Source organism: uncultured Caulobacter sp. (genome assembly GCF_947036865.1).
Lineage (GTDB): Bacteria > Pseudomonadota > Alphaproteobacteria > Caulobacterales > Caulobacteraceae > Caulobacter.
This window is the reverse complement of the sequence record NZ_CAMQSF010000017.1, coordinates 1-17205: the sequence shown is the minus strand read 5'-3', so window position 1 is coordinate 17205 and position 17205 is coordinate 1. Positions and strand designations below refer to the sequence as shown.

The window sequence follows — 17205 nt, the reverse complement described above, 5'->3', positions numbered from 1 at the left end:
CGCCGGTAGGCTCTAAATTAGCGGCATGGCCGCTGACCACACCCACGTCCGTCCCTGGCGCCAGATCACGCGCCGCCCGTCGCGCAAGATCCGCGTCGGCTCCGTCGAGGTCGGCGGCGACGCGCCGATCTCGGTGCAGTCGATGACCAACACGCCCACCAGCGACGCCAAGGCGACGCTGGAGCAGATCCGTCAGTTGGAGGAGGCCGGCGCCGATATCGTCCGCGTCAGCTGTCCCGACGTCGAGAGCACGGCGGCGTTCAAGACCATCGCGCGGGAGGCCAAGGTCCCGCTCGTGGCCGACATCCACTTCCACTACAAGCGCGGCGTCGAGGCGGCGCAGGCCGGCGCGGCCTGCCTGCGGATCAATCCGGGCAATATCGGCTCGCCCGACCGCGTCCGCGAGGTCATCCAGGCCGCCCGCGACCACGGCTGCTCGATGCGGATCGGCGTCAACGCCGGCTCGCTCGAACGGGAACTCCTGGAAAAGTACGGCGAGCCGTGCCCCGAGGCGATGGTCGAGAGCGCGCTGAACCACGCCCGCATCCTGCAGGACCACGACTTCCACGAGTTCAAGATCTCGGTGAAGGCCTCCGACCCGTTCCTGACCGTCGCCGCCTACTACCAGCTGGCCGAGGCCATCGACTGCCCGCTGCACCTGGGCGTCACCGAGGCCGGGGCCACGCGCACGGGCACGGTGAAGAGCGCGATCGGCATCGGCTCGATGCTGTGGGCCGGCATCGGCGACACCATCCGCGTGTCGCTGGCCGCCGATCCGGTCGAGGAGGTCAAGGTCGGCTTCGACATCCTGAAGTCGCTGGGCCTGCGCCACCGGGGCGTCAACATCATCGCCTGCCCGTCCTGCGCGCGGCAGGGCTTCAACGTCATCAAGACCGTCGAGGCGCTGGAAGAGCGCCTAGCCCACATCGCCACGCCGATGTCGCTGTCGATCATCGGCTGCGTGGTCAACGGCCCCGGCGAGGCGCTGATGACCGACATCGGCTTCACCGGCGGCGGGGCCGGGGCGGGCATGGTCTACATGGCCGGCAAGCCCGACCACAAACAATCCAACGACGGGATGATCGATCACATCGTCGAACTCGTTGAGAAGAAGGCGGCCGAGATCCAGGCCGCGAAGGCCGCGGAGACCCTGGCGGCCGAATAGGGAGAGACACGTGATGCGAGGCTTGGCGAGAAGCTTGACGCTGGCGGCGATCCTGGCGGCGGCGGCGAGCGCGTCGGCCGCGCCGCGCGAACGGCTCTCCGGCGAGGCCGAGCTGGCCCAGCGCCTGGAAGGCCGCGTGGCCGGCAAGCCGGTCGCCTGCGTCAGCCTCAGCGACATCCAGGGCAGCGAGATCATCGAGGGCGTGGCGATCGTCTACCACTTGCCGGGCAACCAGCTCCTGGTGAACCGCCCGCGCGGCGGCGCTTCCTCGTTGCGCGAGGACGACGTGCTGCTGACCAAGACCTACGGCAACCAGCTCTGCGCGCCCGAGACGGTTCAGCTGCTCGACTCGATCTCGCACTTCCCGCGCGGCTTCGTCAGCCTGGGCCCGTTCGTGCCGTATTCCAAGGTCAAGCGCTGAGGCCGCGGCTTGGCGTCTCGGTCGCGCCTCTTGAACTGGACACGCGGCGCCCCATCTGTCATCCATGCGCGCTCGCCGCTCAAGCGTCCCCTGACGCAAGGCCGCGCTTCGCTCGGCCCGCGCCGTCAATGACCGCCCGGGGCGATTTCCCATCTTTCTATTGTTTTGGGCCCGCCAATTCGCCGGCCCCTGTTTGGAACTTCATGAAAACCGTTACCCACCGCGAGGCCGCCGTCCGGCCCGAGCCTCGCACCCAAACGCCGCGTCGCGTCGCGCTGTCGGCGGTTCGTCCGGCCCAGACCGACTGGGCCTGGCCCGGCATGACCCGCGCCGAGTTGCGCGCCGAGGTCATCGACCAGATCGGCTAACCCCCGATCAGCGCCGCCCGCTCGGCGGCCGTCAGCGGCCGCCAGCGGCCTTCGGGCATGTCGCCCAGGTCCAGCGGACCGATCCGCACGCGGAACAGGTCCACCACCTTCAGATCCACGAGCTCGCACATTCGGCGGATCTGCCGGTTGCGGCCCTCGCGCAGGACGAACTTCAGGCGCTGGTCGGAGATCACCTCGACGTCCGCCGGCCTGAGCTCGCGGCCATCCAATTCCAGACCGAAGCGCAGGAGCTCCAGCTTCTCTTCGGTCAGCTCGCCCATCACGGCGACGCGATATTCCTTTTCCAGGTCCGACTGAGGCCCGATCACGGCCTTGGCCACCACGCCGTCCTGCGACAGCAGGAGCAGGCCGCGCGAGTCCTTGTCCAGCCGTCCGACCGGCGGGATCAGGTCGCCCGATTGCGGGATCGCCACGCCCGCCGCGTCGCCCCATAGGTTCGCGCGGGTCAGCAGGCGCGCCGCCGGCGTCTGGCCAGGATCGGGCTGCGCCGAGACCACGCCGCGCGGCTTGTGGATCAGATAGGTCGGCGTGCCGTCGAGCTTGGCGGTGGCGCGGTCGGCCAGCGTCAGGGTCTGGCCCAGCTGGATCTTGCGGCCGACGTCCTCGACCACCGCGCCGTCGATCGACACCAGGCCGTCGGCGATCAGCTGCTCGGCCTCGCGGCGCGAGCACACGCCGCTCTGGGCCAGCCATTTATTGACCCGCTGGGGCTCGGCCTCGTCATAGGTGCGGGTCCAAGCCATGGCCTAGCTAAAGCTTTCTTCCAGGCTGGCCAGACGCTCGGCCTGGTCCTCGGCGATCAGCGGGTTGATCACGTCGTCCAGGGCGTCGCCCTCCATGATCCGCGACAGGTTGTAGAGGGTCAGGTTGATCCGGTGATCGGTCACCCGGCCTTGCGGGAAGTTGTAGGTGCGGATGCGTTCGGAGCGATCGCCGCTGCCGACCTGGCTCTTGCGGGCCTCGGAGCGGGCGCTGTCCAGCGCCTCGCGCTGCATGTCGTAGAGGCGCGCCTTCAGGTTCTTCATCGCCCGGGCGCGGTTCTGGTGCTGCGACTTTTCCGAGCTGGTCACCACCACGCCGGTCGGCAAGTGGGTGATGCGCACGGCCGAGTCGGTCTTGTTGACGTGCTGACCGCCCGCGCCCGACGAGCGGTAGGTGTCGATCCGCAGGTCGCTTTCCTTGATCTCGATCTCGACGTCCTCGGCCTCGGGCAGCACCGCGACCGTGGCGGCCGAGGTGTGGATGCGGCCTTGCGCCTCGGTGGCCGGCACGCGCTGCACCCGGTGCACGCCGCTCTCGAACTTCAGCCGGCCGAACACGCCGTCGCCGGTGATCGAGGCGACGATTTCCTTGAAGCCGCCCATTTCGCCTTCCGAGACGCTGTCGACCTCGACCCGCCAGCCGTGCAGCTGGGCGTAGCGCTGGTACATGCGGAAGAGGTCGCCCGCGAACAGCGCCGCCTCGTCGCCGCCGGTGCCCGCGCGCACTTCCAGAATGGCCGAGGCGTTCTCGTCCTTGTCCTTGGGCGCCAGCATCAGGGCCAGCTCGCGCTCCAGGACGGGCAGCTTCTCGTCGAGCGCGTCCATCTCGTCGCGGACCATGTCGGCCATTTCGGGATCGGCGGCCAGGGCGTCGAGCTCGGCGCGCTCGGCGGTCAGCTTGGCCAGGCGCTCGACGGCCTCGGCCACCGGCTTCAGCTCGGCGTGCTCCTTGGAGAGCTTGACGATCTCGCTCCCGTCGGTGGCCGCGCCCATGCGGGCCTCCACTTCGCGGAAACGGTCGAGAACCTGGTCGAGTCGGGCCTGGGGCAGTCGCAAGGGAAGTCGTCGCAAGGCTGGGAAGAACGGTCGGTCTCTGTAGAACCTTTCGGCTTCGGATGAAATCGTCGGCGCGGGATAAATGACGCGATACCGTCGGTCGAGGCGAACCCAAGTCGGGGACGAGGCGGGGGCGGCGTTAGGCCCAGCTTAGCCATTGCCTTTCAATCTCTTGGCCTTAGCTGCCCCCGCGCCTGGACCTTCGCGAGAGATGAAGCGCATCGAGACCCGGCTTTCCGCCCCGCTGATCGGCATGGGGCTGCTGACCGTCGCCGCCCTGCTGCTCATGCTGTTCATGATCGCCGGGCGCGTTGACGAAGGCGCGCTGAAGCACGACGAGGCGCTGGTCGCGCGCGGCCTGCAGGCGCGCACCGGCGACATCCAGCGTGTCATCTCGCCGCAGACGACCTGGGACGAGGCGGTCGAGCATCTGGACAACCGGTTCGATCCGGCCTGGGCGCGCGAGAACATCGGCGCCTATCTGCTGGGCCAGGCGGGCTTCGACCTGATCTTCATCGTCGACCAGCACGATCGGCCCTTGTACGCCGAGAAGGCGGGCCTGGAGACCTCGCCGGACGAGTATCAGCCTTACGCCGCCGACCTCGGCCCGGTGCTGGCCCAGCTGCGGGCCGCCGAGCGCGGGCTGGCGCGTCCCACCGGTCCGCGCGCCGACGGCGGCCTCGTGTCGCGCCCCGTTCAGGTGAGCGCGCTCGAAGATATCAACGGCGCCACCTATCTGATCACCGCCAGCCTGGTGCAGCCCGACTTCGGCAAGGCCTTGATCCGAAATCCCCGTGCGCCGGTGGTGGTCACCGCGCTGAAGATCGACGCCCTGTTCCTGGACAATCTGGCCAGCCGCTTCCTGCTGAAGGGCATCCACCTGCACCGGGGCGACGCCACCAACCAACCGAACGACGCCCATGTGCCGCTGCGCGACCTGTCCGGCCGGATCATCGCGACGCTGGACTGGGCGCCGGTGCATCCCGGCCAGCGCCTGCTGCGCAAGGCCGTGCTGCCGATCCTGCTGGTGGTCGGCGGCCTGGTCGTGGCCGTGGGCATCCTCGCGCGCCGCAGCCGCAAGATCGCCGAGGGCCTGATCGCGAGCGAGGCGCGGGCCAAGCACATGGCGCTTCACGACGCCCTCACCGGGCTCGCCAACCGCGTCCTGTTCGAGGAGCGCCTGCGTCAGGCCATAGACGGCCTCTCGCGGCGTCGCGGCGCGGTCGCCGTGCTGGCCATCGACCTGGATCGCTTCAAGGCGGTCAACGACACCCACGGACACGCCGCCGGCGACGAGCTGATCCAGATCGTGGCCAAGCGTCTGGCCGCCCTTTGTCGCGCCGGCGAGACGGTGGCGCGCCTGGGCGGCGACGAATTCGGCGTCGTGGCCGTCGATCTCGATCCGCGCGGCGCGGCGGCCGCGGCCGATCGCCTGGTGGCGGCCTTGAGCGCTCCGGTCGATCTGTCCTGCGGCACCGTCTTCGTCGGCGGCTCGATCGGCATCGCGCTGATCGACCATGCCGAGGCCCATGTCGGCGCCGTCGAAGCCGCGCGCCGGGCGGACGTGGCCATGTACCGGGCCAAGGAAGAGGGGCGCGGGCGCTACTGCTTCTTCGAGGCCGAGATGGACTCGGCGCTGAAGGCCCGGCGCGGCCTCGAGGCGGACCTGCGCGCGGCCTTGCGCGACGGCGGCGTCTGGGTGGCCTATCAGCCGCAGGTGGACGCGATCGGTCGGGTCGTCGCGGTCGAGGCCCTGGCTCGCTGGACCCACCCGACCAAGGGCGCCATCTCGCCGGCCGCCTTCGTGCCGCTGGCCGAGGACTGCGGCCTGATCGACGACCTGGGCCGCCTGATCATGCGCCGCGCCTTCGCCGACAGCCGTCGCTGGAAGGACCTGAAGGTGGCTGTCAATGTCTCGGTGTTGCAGATGCGGCAACCGGACTTCCCCGAACAGGTGGCGGAGATCCTGCGCGAGACCGGCGCCCACGCCCACGCCATCGAACTGGAGATCACCGAAGGCGCCCTGCTGGGCGACGACGAGGCCACGCACGACGCCATCAGCCGCCTGCGCAAGATGGGTTTCTCCCTGGCGCTCGACGACTTCGGCACCGGCTACAGCTCGCTGAGCTATCTGCGGCGCTATCCGATCGACAAGATCAAGATCGACCGCAGCTTCATCACGCCGCTGGGCGACGACAAGGAGGCCGGCGCGGTGGTCGCGGCGATCGTGCGCCTGGCCAAGGCCCTGCACTTGTCGGTGATCGCCGAGGGCGTCGAGACCGACGAGCAGCGTCAGCGGCTGAAGGACATCGGCTGCGCCCAGGCCCAGGGCTTCCTGTTCAGCGCGCCGGTGGCCGCCGACGCGATCGACGCGCTGGTCGCCGAAGGCGGCCGTGTCCGCCTCACCGCCGAGGCCTGAACACGGCCGGTGCGCGTCGCTGCTGACACTCATCGTCATCCGTAGCGATTGAAAACGCTTCGGCGGCCGCCCAACTTCCCGGGAGCTCGACCGGAGGGGTCGGGCTCAGCCAGGAAGCTTCCCATGTCCTTCTCCGTTCAACACGTGGCCGTCACGTCGATCTCGCGCGGCCTCGCGACGCTGTCGTCCCTGCTCGAAAAGGCCAAGGCCCACGCCGAGGCGACCGGGGTCGACCCCGACGCCTATGTCGAGGCGCGTCTGTTCGACGACATGCTGCCGCTGTCGGGCCAGATCCAGCGGGCCTCGGACGCGGCCAAGGGCGCGGTCGCCCGGCTGACCGGCGTGGCCGCCCCGGCCATGCCCGACGAGGAGAAGACCTTCGCCGAGCTGCAAGCGCGCGTCGCCAAGACCCTGGACTTCGTCCAGAGCGTGCCGGCCTCGGCCTATGACGGCGCCGAGGGCCGCGAGATCGTGATGACCCTGCCGACCTTCAGTCTCGGCTTTGACGGCGGTCAGTTCCTGCTGGAGTTCGCCCTGCCGAACTTCCAGTTCCACGTCGTGACCGCCTACGACATCCTGCGCCACAAGGGCGTGCCGCTGGGCAAGCGCGACTTCCTGAACATCCCGGCCGAACGGGTGCGGGCCGCGCCTAGCGCCGCCTGAACTCGGCGATCGGCGTCGAGGTCCGGGCCGCCAGGGCGGCCTTGGCCTCGGCGTCGGCCAGCATCGTCGCCTTCAGGAAGGTGACGCTGAGCGCCGCGGCGTCGGCGAAGGCGCTGGCCTTCGTGGCGTCGCGGCCGTGGGCCAGGCCGTGATCGACGTCCTTGCCGATCCAGGCGTACTTGTCGCCGGCCGGACTGGTCTCGAACGGCCGAAGATGGTCGTGCCAGTCGTCGAAATTGCCCTGCAGGACGTCCCTGTCGCCGGTGATCATCAGGAACGGCGGCGTCAGGGTGGCGTAGGCCGAGGGGCCGATCAGGCCGGGGATCAGCCCCGCGCTCGAGAAGCTCACCACCGCCTTCAGGTTCGGGTCCCGGGCGTGCAGCATGGCGTCGAGGGCGCCGCCCTCGATCATCGACATCAGCGAGCCGTAGGAATGGCCGGCGGCCGCCATCGGCAGGCCCGGCGCCGCCTGGGCGGCCCAGGCCCGCGTCGCGGCCAGGTCGGCGATCCGCAGCGGGAAGGCCGCCCGCAGATCATAGTCGGCGTGCTTGGGATGCTTCAGCGAGTCGACGTGCATCGGCTCGACCACCAGGAAACCCGCCTTGGCCCAGGCCTCGAACAGGCCCGGATAGGCGTCCGGCGCGCTGCCCGCGCCATGGGAGAAGACGATCACGCCCTTGGGCGCGTCCGGCCTGGCGACGGTCAGCTCGACGTCGCGGTCGCCGACCTTGATCGTCGTGGTCGTCAGGGCGGCGCGCGCCAGGGCGGGCGTCGCGGCGAAGGCCAGGCCAGCGGCCAGCACGCCGCGGCGGTTCATCGAAAGGTCAGTCATGGCGGCCTCGATTTCGGGTCACTCACGGTTTCCCGGATCGCGGCGACTGTCCAGCCTGGTTATCCGCGCGAGCGCGGCGTCGGGGCGCCGTGCCCCGCGACGGCCAGGTTCGGCGTCGAGGCGTTCGGCCGCTCGACCACCAGCGGATAGAGCGAGGCGACCAGCAGCAGCGCCATGACGATGTTGAAGGTCCGCAGGATCGCCGGCCGGTCGAGGAACGGCCGCAGGCCCTGGCCAAAGCCGGCCCAGGCGGCGCTGCACGGCGCGCCGACCAGCATGAAGGTTCCCGCCAGCAGCGGCACGACCGTCCAGCCGCCCCCTTCCGGCGCGTAGGTGGTCGCCGCGCCCAGCGCCATGGCCCAGGCCTTGGGATTGACCCACTGGAAGGCCGCGGCCTGGGCGAAGGTCATCGGCTTGGCGCCCACGGCCCTGTCGCTGATCGAGGTCGAGGTCCCGATCTTCCACGCCAGCCACAGCATGTAGGCCCCGCCAACCCAGCGCAGGATCTCGTGCAGCACCGGATAGGCGCGAAACACCCCGCCCAGCCCAAGTCCCATCGCCAGCACCATGAAGCCCAGGCCCGCGCTGATCCCCAGGATGTGCAGGATCGTGCGGCGGAAGCCGAAGTTCGCGCCCGAAGCCAGCAGCATCATGTTGTTCGGGCCCGGCGTGCCGGCGGTGGCGAAGCAGAACAGCACGTAGGCGAGCAGCAGCTGGGAGGTCATCTCGGGCTCCTTCGACCGGAATGTCACCGTGATGATTTCGATTGTATCGAGAGTCAAAGCCGCATATTGTCATGATGACAATATTGGAGATGTCGCGTGTCCAGCCCCTGGACCCCTGTCGTGCCCGAAGGCTCCGCGCCGCTGTACGAGCGGCTGGTGGCGGCCCTGCGCGCCGATATCGCGTCCGGAGCGCTGGCGGCGGGAACGCGCCTGCCGCCGCAGCGCGACCTGGCCTATCGCCTGGGCGTCGGCCTTGGCACGGTGACCCGCGCCTATGTCGAGGCCGAGAAGGCGGGGCTGGTCAGCGCCCATGTCGGGCGCGGCAGCTTCGTCAACGCGCCGGCCGAGCATCGGCCGTACGGGCGCGAAGGGCCGATCAACCTAGCTCAGAACATCGCGCCGGCCGGCCCCGCGGCCACCCGGATCGCCGAGGCCCTGGCGCGGCTGCGGCGGCGGCCGGACCTCCTGGAGCATCTGGCCTACGCCCCGGCGGCGGGCCACGAGGCCCAGCGGCGGGCCGGGGCCAAGTGGCTGGCCATGACCGGCGGCTTCGCGGGCGCGGACTGGCGGCGGATCGTCTGTTGCGGCGGCGCCCAGCAGGGCCTGGCCTTCGCCACGGCCGCCGTCGCGCGGGCCGGCGACACCGTGCTGTGCGAGGCCTCGACCTATGGCGGGGTCAAGGCGCTGGCGGCGCACGCGGGCTGGCGACTGAAGGGCGTGGCCATGGACGCCGAGGGCTTGGATCCCGACGCGCTGGAGGCCGCCATCCGCGCGACCGGGGCGCGCGTGCTGTCGACCATTCCCACCCTGCAGAACCCCACGGGCCGGATCATGAGTCTGGCCCGTCGCCAGGCGATCGTGGTCATCGCCCGCCGGCATGACCTGACCATCGTCGAGGACGACGTCTATGGCGTTTATGTGCCGAACGCCCCGCCGCCGCTCGCCTTGCTGGCCCCGGAGCGGACCTTCCATGTGACCAGCGTCTCCAAGACCCTCGGGCCCGGTCTGCGGGCCGGCTTTCTGGTCGCGCCCACGGCGGAGGCTTTCGAACGCGTGCTGAGCGCGGTCGGCGCCACCACCTACGCCCCTTCCGGCTTCGGCGGGCTGGTCGCCACCCAGTGGATCGAGGACGGCGCGGCCGAGACCATCGTCGCCGAGGTCCGCGCCGAGGCGGCCGCGCGCCTGGCCATCGCCCGCGAGGTCCTGGGCGAGGCCATCGAGACGCCGCGCTCCGACACGGCCCCGCACGTCTGGCTGCCGATGGGCGAACTGGCGGCCGAGCGCTTGTCCGGCCGGGCCCTGCGCGGCGGGGCCGAGGTCACGCCGCCGGACGCTCCCGGCGTCGAGCCCGGCCTGGAGTCCGGCGTGCGCGTCTGCCTGGGCGCCGTCGCCGACCAGCAGACCCTGCGGCGGGGCCTGGAGATCGTCGCCGCCGCGCTCTCCAGCGAGGTCGGCGAGCGTTCGCGGGCGGTGATCTAGGGGAATTTCCGGCCCCCAGGCGTCAAGGTGCGCACCCCGGCTCGAGGCAAGACGGTCGACGCAATCGGCGCTATGCTGTCCGGGTGACGCCAATAGGAGTCCCCATGGCCGCTAACCGGGCCCTGATAGAGAAGATTAACGCCCTGCCTTCGGAACGCCTGTCCGAAGTGGAGGACTTCGTGGATTTCATCCACCAGCGCGATCAGGATCGCGCGATCACGCGCGCGGCGATGGCGGCCAGCGGTCCCGCCTTCGCCGAGGTGTGGAGCAACCCCGAGGATGACGTCTACGATGATCTCTGAGGTCGCTTCCCTCGACTTCGCACACGTCGTCCTCGTCCCGTTCCCCTTTACCAGTCAGGCGGCTTCCAAGCAGCGACCGGCGGTGGTCGTCTCTAGTCGCGCCTACAACATCGAGCGGCCCGATGTGATCATGATGGCGATCACGAGCCAGCTCAGACCTACACCGCTTGTTGGGGAGGTGTGGCTGAGACACTGGCAAGCGGCAGGTCTTCTTAAGCCCTCCGCGGTGAAGCCCGTTATAGCCACCCTCGAACAACGCTTGTTGATCCGTAGCCTAGGCGTCCTTAAAGCCGAGGATCAGCAAGCTTTGCGTCAGGCCCTTGAGCAAATCATAGGCTGACGGGGAGCGGCGCGTCCGTTGTTGATTGTACCCGCCTAAAGCGCCTTTTCCATCACCACGAAGGTCAGGTCGTCGCGCTGGGGCACGCCGAAGCGCTCGTCGCCATAGGGGAAGGGCTGGGTCTCGCCGGTCAGGCGATAGCCGCGACGCTGGTACCAGGCGATCAGGGTGTCGCGGACCGAGATGACGGTCATGCGCATCGTCTTGCCGCCGCGCGCCTTGGCGTGGGCCTCGCAGGCTTCGAGCATGGCGCGGCCCAGGCCGCCGTCCTGGCGCAGCGGCGAGACCGTGACCATGCCGACGTACCAGGCGTCGTCGCCCGCCGGCTCCAGCCAGGCGCAGGCATGGGGTTTTTCGCCGGGGGCGTCGCGGAAGGTCAGGATGGTCGCGCCGGGCGCGGCGGCGAGGTCGGCGCGAAGGGTCTCCTCGTCCGTGCGCTGACCGCCGAGCAGATAGCTTTCGCTGGTCCAGCCCTTGGTCGCCAGTTCGCCGCGATAGGCCGAGTTCACCAGGGCCGCGATGTCGGCGAGTTCGTCGTCCTTGTAGGCGGTCGGCAGCGGCATGAGGCTTCCTCGCGGGCGGGCGGCCGGAAGCTAGGAACGGTGGTCGGCGCCGACAAGCCGATTCCGGCCGTCAAGCCGAACAATGTTCACCGGCCGCGCGCCCGCCGCCAGGCCGCGCCGGCCAGGCGTCGCACGCCCTTGGCCTCGCGTCGCAGCATTTCCCAGGGATCGAAGGCGAGCCCCACCGTGTCGGCCATGGCCGCGCCGCGCGCGCCCATCGGCTGCTCCGGGCCGGTGGTGGAGTCGACGGCGGTCTGGTGCTCGATCTCGGCGTTCAGCTCGGCGCCGACCAGGATGGCCATGATCGAGAACCAGACCCAGACCATGAAGGCGATCACCGCGCCCAGCGGGCCATAGGCAACGTCGTAATGGGCGATGTTATTGACATAGACCGAAAAGCCCAGCGACCCCAGAAGCCAGGCCGCCGCGCCGAACACCGCCCCCATCCAGACCCAGCGCCAGCGGGCGCGGGCGCGGCTGGGGCCGAAGCGATAGAGCACGGCGAAGGCGAACGCGGTCATGGCCATCACGGTCAGCCAGCGCACCGGCGCGAGCAGCGGCTCCAGCGCCGACAGCCGCGCGAGCTTCAGCAGGACGGGCGTGGCGATCAGCACGCCCGCCACCGCGGCGGCGTAGATCAACGCGCACAGGGTAAAGCCGTAGGTCAGCAGGATGCGCGGGGCCAGCGGCCGCTTTTCCGTCTCGTCATAGGCCACGTTCAGCCCGTCGAAGAGGGCGCGCATGCTGGCGTTGGCGCTCCACACCGAGAGCAGCAGGCTGATCAGGAACGCCACGCCCAGCTTGCCGCTCTTCTGCTCGGCCAGCCGGGTCATCTGTTCGCCGACGATCTGGATGACGCTGGGCGGAAAGACCAGCGCCATGCCACGCAGCTGCTTTTCGACCTCGCCGACATCGGCGACCAGACCGTAGAGCGAGACGAAGGCGCCGATGGCCGGGATCAGGGCCAGCAGGGTGTAGAAGGTGACGCCCCCGGCGACGGCGGGCAGGCGATCGACGCTGATCTCCCGCGCCGTGCGCCAGGCGATGTCGCGCCAGCCCAGCGGCGGGATGGCCACGGGATGACGCGCCGCCCGGCCGCGCAGGGGCTCGGCGGTGTCGAATTCCGCCGGCGGCATGCGGCGGTCCTCGGAAAGACCCGGCGGATCGACGATGCGGGTCTCGGCCGTCTTCTTGCGCGGCAGCACCAGCGGCGCGGCCGCCAGCAGCACGATCCACGGCGCCAGGTGATAGGGCCGGGACTTCAGCCAAGTCAGGATCGGACGCCTCTTCGCGTCGGCCATGGTTACGCCCTCCTGGCCAGGAAACCCGGTCAGGCGGGCGGCGTTCCCGGAGCGTTCGACGCAAAGGTCGTCAGGGCAGGTGGCTGTCGAAGTCCACATTCCGATGCAGTATCCGAACGACCTCTATGAAGCCGTCCCGCCGTCGATAGAAAACAAGATGCGACCCGGCGCTGCGTTGTCGGTAACCGTCTGGTAGAGCGTCGTTGATGGGGCCAAGGTCCGGGTTTCTTGCGATCATCATGATCGTGGCTTCGATATCCCGCAGATAAGCGAGCGCGCGTCGCGGCCCCCACTTGGCCTTGGAGTAGATCCAGATTTCATCGAGGTCGCGCTTAGCCCTTGGCTTGAGCCGATAAGCGCTCACTCCTCAATGCCTTCTTCCTTTGCGCGTTCAGCAATAAAGGCGCCGATATCGAAGGCCTCGGCGACACCGCTTTGTTCGCCCTCGATGAGCGCCGCGCGCAGCCGGGCCAGCCGCGCTTCGCGGTCTTCCAGCAATCGCAAGCCCGCCCGAACCACCTCGCTCGCGGAGCCGTAGCGGCCCTTCTCGACCTGCTCGGCGATGAAGGCCTGAAAGTGCTCGCTGAGCACGATCGAGGTGTTCTTACTCATGACGCGCTCCGAATGATCCGATTTACCAAAATCTGGTACCTCATTCAATCTCGCCTCCCGGCGCGCGACGCGCTAAATGCCGGCCCATGACCCTGACCCTCGTCAAAGCCTGGACCGCCGCCAAGGATCGCCTGAAGGCCGTCGGCATCGATCAGCCCTCGATCGACGCCCGGCTGCTGTTGGAGGTGGCCGCCAATGTCACCCGCACCGAGATCGTCACCGATCCCTATCGCGACCTGACCGCCGAGCAGGAGGCGACGCTCGACCAGTTCCTGACGCGCCGCGAGCGCCGCGAGCCGGTCAGCCACATCATCGGCCGCAAGGGCTTCTGGAAGATCCTGCTGCAGGTGAACAAGAACGTCCTGACCCCGCGCCCCGAGACCGAGGTCATCGTCGACGAGGTGCTGAAGGCCTATCCGGAAAACATGGCCTTCTCGATGCTGGACCTGGGCGTCGGCTCGGGCACGATCCTCCTGGCGGTGCTGGCCGAGCGGCCGGCGGCCAAGGGGCTGGGCGTCGACGCCTCGTCCGAGGCCCTGGCCGTGGCGCGCGACAACGCCGCCAATCTCGACCTGAACAATCGCGCCGCCTTCCTGCACGGCGACTGGACGGCGGGCCTGGCCGACGCGAGCTTCGATCTGGTGGTCTCCAACCCGCCCTACATCCCGACGGCGGTGATCGATACCCTGGAGCCCGAGGTTCGCGACCACGAGCCGCGCTTCGCCCTGGACGGCGGCCCCGACGGGCTGGACGCCTATAGGCTGCTGGCGCCGGAGATCCTGCGCGTGCTGAAGGCCGGCGGCATGTTCGCCGTCGAGATCGGCTACGACCAGTCCCAGGCCGTCGAGGCGCTGTTCCGCGAGGCGGGCGCGCAGGGGGTTCGGACGGTCAAGGACCTGTCGACGCACGACCGCGTGGTGACCGGGGTGAAAAATCCCTTGGAAACCGGGGCGTGAACCGCTAGACGAGTCCTGTCTCCTTCCAGATCGCCGGGTGACGGGAAAAGCCAGCTTTGACGCGAAGGCGTCGGGCGCTGGCGAGGCTCCCCTGGCAGGCGCGCTCGGTTCGCCGATGGCCGCGCCGCAAGAGCAGGGCGGGGGCTCTACGGAAACCAGTGTCTCTGAAACGCACCCAGGGTTGGACCCGCCCAGAGACCAGCAAGGCCGGACGCGCCAGCGCAAGACTGACCTCCGGACAGGTTCAGAAGAGAACATGAGAGATTTCAAAGGCATGAAGCGCCAGCGCGGTCGCAACAATCGCGGCGGCAATGGCGGCAAGCCTCAGCAGCACAACGCCAACCGCGCGTTCGACTCGAACGGCCCCGAGGGCGTCAAGGTTCGCGGCGCGGCCCAGAGCGTCTACGAGAAGTACCAGCAGCTGGCGCGCGACGCCGCCTCGTCGGGCGACCGGGTTCTGGCCGAGAACTATCTGCAGCACGCCGAGCACTATTTCCGCGTCCTGCGGGCCATCCAGCCGAATCGGCCGGTGGCCGACATCATCGGCAAGGACGCCTACGCGGCCTACGAGATCGACTTCGAGGCCGAGCCGCCGGAGGAGCCCGAAGTCGCCGAGACGCCGGCCGAGAGCCAGGGCGAGGGCGGCGAGGGCGAGGGCGGCGAACCGCGCCGCGACCGCTTCGAGACCCGCGACCGCAACCGCGATCGCGATCGCGACCGCAACTTCGAGAACCGCGACCGTGATCGCAACCGCGACAACCGCGACGGCGAAGGCCGCCGCGACCGCTGGCGCGACCGCGACGACCGCGACCGCAATCGCGACGATCGCCCCCGGGACGATCGCCCGCGCGACGACCGGCCCCGCGAAGATCGTTTCCGCGACCGCGACGATCGTCCGCGCGAGGAGCGTCCGCGCGACGACCGCCCGGCCGCCGAAGGCGATCAGCCGCAGGGCGGCTTCCAGGGCGAAGGCGGCGAGTTCCGCGAGGGCCGCCGCCGCAATCGCGACCGCAACCGCGACCGGGACCGTGACTGGCAACCGCGCGGCGACCGCGACCCGCTGGCCGTGATCGAGCCGGAAGCCTCGCCCCTGACCGCCGAGGCGCCGGCCGAGAGCTCGCCGATGCTGCGCGGCCAGGACGGCGCCGTCAGCCATGCCCCCGCCTTCCTGGGCCGCAAGACCGAACGCGCCGCCGAAGCCGCGCCGGCCGCCGAGGCGCCGTCCGCCCCGCCGGAAGCCGAAGAGGTCAAGAAGCCCCGTCGCCGCCGCGCGCCGCGCAGCTTCGAGGCGGGCGAGGGCGCTCCGGCCGGTTCGGAATCCGAAGAGGCCTGATCGTCCGACATCGGTCGATCAGCGAAGGGGAGCCGTGCTCGCGGCTCCCTTTTTCGTTGTGTCCCCAAGGTGGGGAAGCGGACTCAACTCCCGATAGGCGGAGTGGGCCGGAATGAGTGGCCAACGCGTGGGTTCGGCGATACGGTCCGAGTCAGGGAAGGCCGGAGTCGTTGATGGCGGGAGCGCGTAAGACGACCGAAGGCGGGCGAGGCGCGTCCAAGTCGGCCGCGTCGGACGCCCGGTACAGGGCCATCGTCGATACCGCCGTCGACGCTATCGTGGTCATCGACGAGTCGGGCCGTATCGCGGCCTTCAACCCCGCCGCCGAGCGATTGTTTGGCTATGCGGCCGCCGAGATGGTCGGCCAAAACGTCAACCGGCTGATGCCCGAGCCCTATCACGGCGAGCATGACGCCTATCTCGAGCGCTATCGCCAGACGGGCGAGCGCCGGATCATCGGGATCGGTCGCGAGGTCAATGGCCGCCGTAGCGACGGCTCCACCTTTCCGCTGGAGCTCTCGATCGCCGAGTGGCGCGAGAACGGCAAGCGCTTCTTCACCGGCGTGATGCGCGACGTCACCGCGCGCAAGCGGGCCGACGAGTTGCAGCGCCTGATGATCAACGAGCTGAATCACCGGGTGAAGAACACCCTGGCCACGGTCCAGTCGGTCGCCGGACAGACCCTCCGCAACGCGGAAGGGCTGGAGGATGCGCGCGAGAACCTGACCATCCGCCTGCTGGCCCTGGCGCGAGGCCACGACATTCTGACGCGCGAGAGCTGGGACGGCGCGGAGCTTGTCGACATCGTCGACGCGGTGGTCTCGGCGCACGGCGAGCCCGGGCGCTTCGTGCTCGACGGTCCCGCGGTGCGCCTGGCGCCGAAGGCGACGCTGGCCTTGTCGATGGCGCTGCACGAATTGATGACGAACGCGGCGAAATATGGCGCGCTCTCCAACGAGGTCGGCCGGGTGCTGCTCACCTGGCGGCGGATCAAGGGCGAGACGGGCGAGGTGCTGCATCTGAAGTGGGAAGAAACCGATGGGCCTGTTGTTTCGCCCCCCAGTCGCCAGGGCTTTGGCAGCCGTCTCATTACCGGAGGCCTGGCCCGAGAGCTTGGCGGCGCCGTCACGCTCGACTACCTGGCTTCCGGCCTCGTCTGCGAGATCAACGCGCAGTTGGGACGAACCGGGGAGTCGAACCGGTTCATCCGAGGCGCGGCCTGAAATAAGGCGGATCCTCGTCGTCGAGGACGAGCTGTTCGTGGCCATGCTGGTCGAGGACCTGCTGTTCGATATGGGCTGCGAGATCGTCGGGCCGGCCGCGTCGGCGGGCGAGGCCTTGGCCGCCGCCAAGGCCGAGCAGTTCGATATCGCCCTGTTGGACGTCAATCTCGGCGACGGCGAGACCTCGTTCGAGACCGCCGAGGTCCTGCGCGCGCGCGGCGTGCCCTTCGCTTTCGTCACCGGCTATGGCGACCAGGGCGTGCGGCCGGACCTGCGAGACGCGCCCATCCTGTCCAAGCCGATCGACCCGCGCCAGCTGGCCCGGGTGATCAAGCAATTGGGCCAGGCCTGACGCGCGGCGCCGCTAAAGGCCACGTTTCGGTCCGACTTCCGCCATCGACCTCCGCGCTAGTGCCGCGACCGGGGGTTTAGAGGGGCGGGCGGTGCGGCGATCGCGTTGGGGAGTCGTGCTGGGCTCGGTGGCGGTCCACGCGCTGCTCGTCGTGCTGCTCGTGTTGGACCTGGATCCGGGACCCCCGCCGACCCCGCCGCCGGCCATCATCGTGTCTCTGGAGCGCCCGGAGGCGTCGCCCGATCCCGAGCGCCGCCGGCCGCCGCCGGCCGCGATCGCCAGGCCCCCGAGCGCCGCCCCGGCTGAACGCGCC

General features: G+C 69.7%; 20 protein-coding genes and 2 pseudogenes. 14 read left to right on the top strand and 8 right to left on the bottom strand.

The features are described 5' to 3' along the window. Window positions 1-25: 25 nt before the first annotated feature. From ispG to Q0V34_RS11250, 3 genes are all read left to right on the top strand, one after another. Window positions 26-1165, top strand: a complete 1140-nt coding sequence (gene ispG / locus Q0V34_RS11260) for a flavodoxin-dependent (E)-4-hydroxy-3-methylbut-2-enyl-diphosphate synthase (protein WP_297511753.1) — start codon at window positions 26-28, stop codon at window positions 1163-1165. A 13-nt stretch (window positions 1166-1178) separates the two neighbouring features. Further along, complete coding sequence (locus Q0V34_RS11255) at window positions 1179-1586, top strand: hypothetical protein (protein ID WP_297511750.1); 408 nt, start codon at window positions 1179-1181, stop codon at window positions 1584-1586. Window positions 1587-1789: 203 nt separating this feature from the next. Beyond that, complete coding sequence (locus Q0V34_RS11250) at window positions 1790-1954, top strand: hypothetical protein (RefSeq protein WP_297511748.1); 165 nt, start codon at window positions 1790-1792, stop codon at window positions 1952-1954. On the opposite strand, the gene Q0V34_RS11245 is transcribed toward Q0V34_RS11250, so the two are convergent. Together Q0V34_RS11245 and prfA are read right to left on the bottom strand one after the other, a co-directional pair. Then, window positions 1951-2718, bottom strand: a complete 768-nt coding sequence (locus Q0V34_RS11245) for a pseudouridine synthase (RefSeq protein ID WP_297511746.1) — start codon at window positions 2716-2718, stop codon at window positions 1951-1953. The genes Q0V34_RS11250 and Q0V34_RS11245 overlap by 4 nt on opposite strands. A gap of 3 nt (window positions 2719-2721) precedes the next feature. Continuing rightward, window positions 2722-3792, bottom strand: a complete 1071-nt coding sequence (gene prfA / locus Q0V34_RS11240; RefSeq protein ID WP_297511744.1) for a peptide chain release factor 1 — start codon at window positions 3790-3792, stop codon at window positions 2722-2724. A 211-nt stretch (window positions 3793-4003) separates the two neighbouring features. Between prfA and Q0V34_RS11235 the strand changes: the two genes are divergently transcribed. After that, entirely contained in the window at window positions 4004-6211 is a 2208-nt protein-coding gene (locus tag Q0V34_RS11235; RefSeq protein ID WP_297511742.1) for an EAL domain-containing protein, read from the top strand. Between the two features lie 123 nt (window positions 6212-6334). Beyond that, on the top strand, window positions 6335-6874 hold the full coding sequence (locus Q0V34_RS11230; RefSeq protein ID WP_297511740.1) for a DUF1993 family protein: 540 nt from the start codon (window positions 6335-6337) through the stop codon (window positions 6872-6874). Here the strand turns inward: Q0V34_RS11230 and Q0V34_RS11225 are convergent. After that, window positions 6861-7706 (bottom strand): alpha/beta hydrolase, encoded by an 846-nt coding sequence (locus Q0V34_RS11225; RefSeq protein ID WP_297511738.1) that lies wholly within the window; start codon window positions 7704-7706, stop codon window positions 6861-6863. The two genes, Q0V34_RS11230 and Q0V34_RS11225, sit on opposite strands and share 14 nt — an antisense overlap. Before the next feature lie 59 nt (window positions 7707-7765). Then, the gene (locus Q0V34_RS11220; RefSeq protein WP_297511736.1) at window positions 7766-8431 is read right to left on the bottom strand and encodes a LysE family translocator; all 666 of its coding nucleotides are present in this window, start codon (window positions 8429-8431) and stop codon (window positions 7766-7768) included. A 96-nt stretch (window positions 8432-8527) separates the two neighbouring features. Here Q0V34_RS11220 and Q0V34_RS11215 point away from each other — a divergent pair, with 96 nt between their 5' ends. The 3 genes from Q0V34_RS11215 (at window position 8528) to Q0V34_RS11205 (ending at window position 10552) form a co-directional block, all read left to right on the top strand. Further along, on the top strand, window positions 8528-9910 hold the full coding sequence (locus Q0V34_RS11215; RefSeq protein WP_297511735.1) for a PLP-dependent aminotransferase family protein: 1383 nt from the start codon (window positions 8528-8530) through the stop codon (window positions 9908-9910). Window positions 9911-10014: 104 nt separating this feature from the next. Next, the gene (locus Q0V34_RS11210; RefSeq protein WP_297511734.1) at window positions 10015-10212 is read left to right on the top strand and encodes a hypothetical protein; all 198 of its coding nucleotides are present in this window, start codon (window positions 10015-10017) and stop codon (window positions 10210-10212) included. Next, the gene (locus Q0V34_RS11205; RefSeq protein WP_297511733.1) at window positions 10202-10552 is read left to right on the top strand and encodes a type II toxin-antitoxin system PemK/MazF family toxin; all 351 of its coding nucleotides are present in this window, start codon (window positions 10202-10204) and stop codon (window positions 10550-10552) included. Before Q0V34_RS11210 ends, Q0V34_RS11205 begins: the two co-directional genes overlap by 11 nt. A gap of 35 nt (window positions 10553-10587) precedes the next feature. Here the strand turns inward: Q0V34_RS11205 and Q0V34_RS11200 are convergent, their stop codons facing one another. The 4 genes from Q0V34_RS11200 to Q0V34_RS11185 form a co-directional block, all read right to left on the bottom strand. Further along, entirely contained in the window at window positions 10588-11115 is a 528-nt protein-coding gene (locus Q0V34_RS11200) for a GNAT family N-acetyltransferase (protein ID WP_297511732.1), read from the bottom strand. A gap of 86 nt (window positions 11116-11201) precedes the next feature. Further along, complete coding sequence (locus Q0V34_RS11195; RefSeq protein ID WP_297511731.1) at window positions 11202-12416, bottom strand: YihY/virulence factor BrkB family protein; 1215 nt, start codon at window positions 12414-12416, stop codon at window positions 11202-11204. Window positions 12417-12486: 70 nt separating this feature from the next. Next, window positions 12487-12780 carry a type II toxin-antitoxin system RelE/ParE family toxin gene (locus tag Q0V34_RS11190; RefSeq protein ID WP_297511730.1) on the bottom strand — a complete coding sequence of 98 codons (294 nt, stop codon included), beginning with the start codon at window positions 12778-12780 and terminating at the stop codon, window positions 12487-12489. Next, complete coding sequence (locus Q0V34_RS11185; RefSeq protein WP_297511729.1) at window positions 12777-13028, bottom strand: type II toxin-antitoxin system ParD family antitoxin; 252 nt, start codon at window positions 13026-13028, stop codon at window positions 12777-12779. Before Q0V34_RS11185 ends, Q0V34_RS11190 begins: the two co-directional genes overlap by 4 nt. A gap of 86 nt (window positions 13029-13114) precedes the next feature. On the opposite strand from Q0V34_RS11185, the gene prmC reads away from it, so the two are divergent. From prmC to Q0V34_RS11155, 6 genes and pseudogenes are all read left to right on the top strand, one after another. Continuing rightward, the gene (prmC, locus tag Q0V34_RS11180; protein WP_297511728.1) at window positions 13115-13984 is read left to right on the top strand and encodes a peptide chain release factor N(5)-glutamine methyltransferase; all 870 of its coding nucleotides are present in this window, start codon (window positions 13115-13117) and stop codon (window positions 13982-13984) included. 37 nt (window positions 13985-14021) lie between these two features. After that, a pseudogene (locus Q0V34_RS11175) lies at window positions 14022-14244 on the top strand (hypothetical protein). Further along, the gene (locus tag Q0V34_RS11170) at window positions 14241-15317 is read left to right on the top strand and encodes a DUF4167 domain-containing protein (RefSeq protein WP_297511727.1); all 1077 of its coding nucleotides are present in this window, start codon (window positions 14241-14243) and stop codon (window positions 15315-15317) included. The pseudogene Q0V34_RS11175 and the gene Q0V34_RS11170 overlap by 4 nt, the downstream one beginning before the upstream one ends. Before the next feature lie 173 nt (window positions 15318-15490). Next, entirely contained in the window at window positions 15491-16540 is a 1050-nt protein-coding gene (locus Q0V34_RS11165; protein WP_297511726.1) for a sensor histidine kinase, read from the top strand. A gap of 10 nt (window positions 16541-16550) precedes the next feature. Continuing rightward, complete coding sequence (locus tag Q0V34_RS11160; RefSeq protein ID WP_297511850.1) at window positions 16551-16892, top strand: response regulator; 342 nt, start codon at window positions 16551-16553, stop codon at window positions 16890-16892. A gap of 91 nt (window positions 16893-16983) precedes the next feature. Next, window positions 16984-17205: pseudogene (locus Q0V34_RS11155) on the top strand (hypothetical protein); the annotation flags it as partial.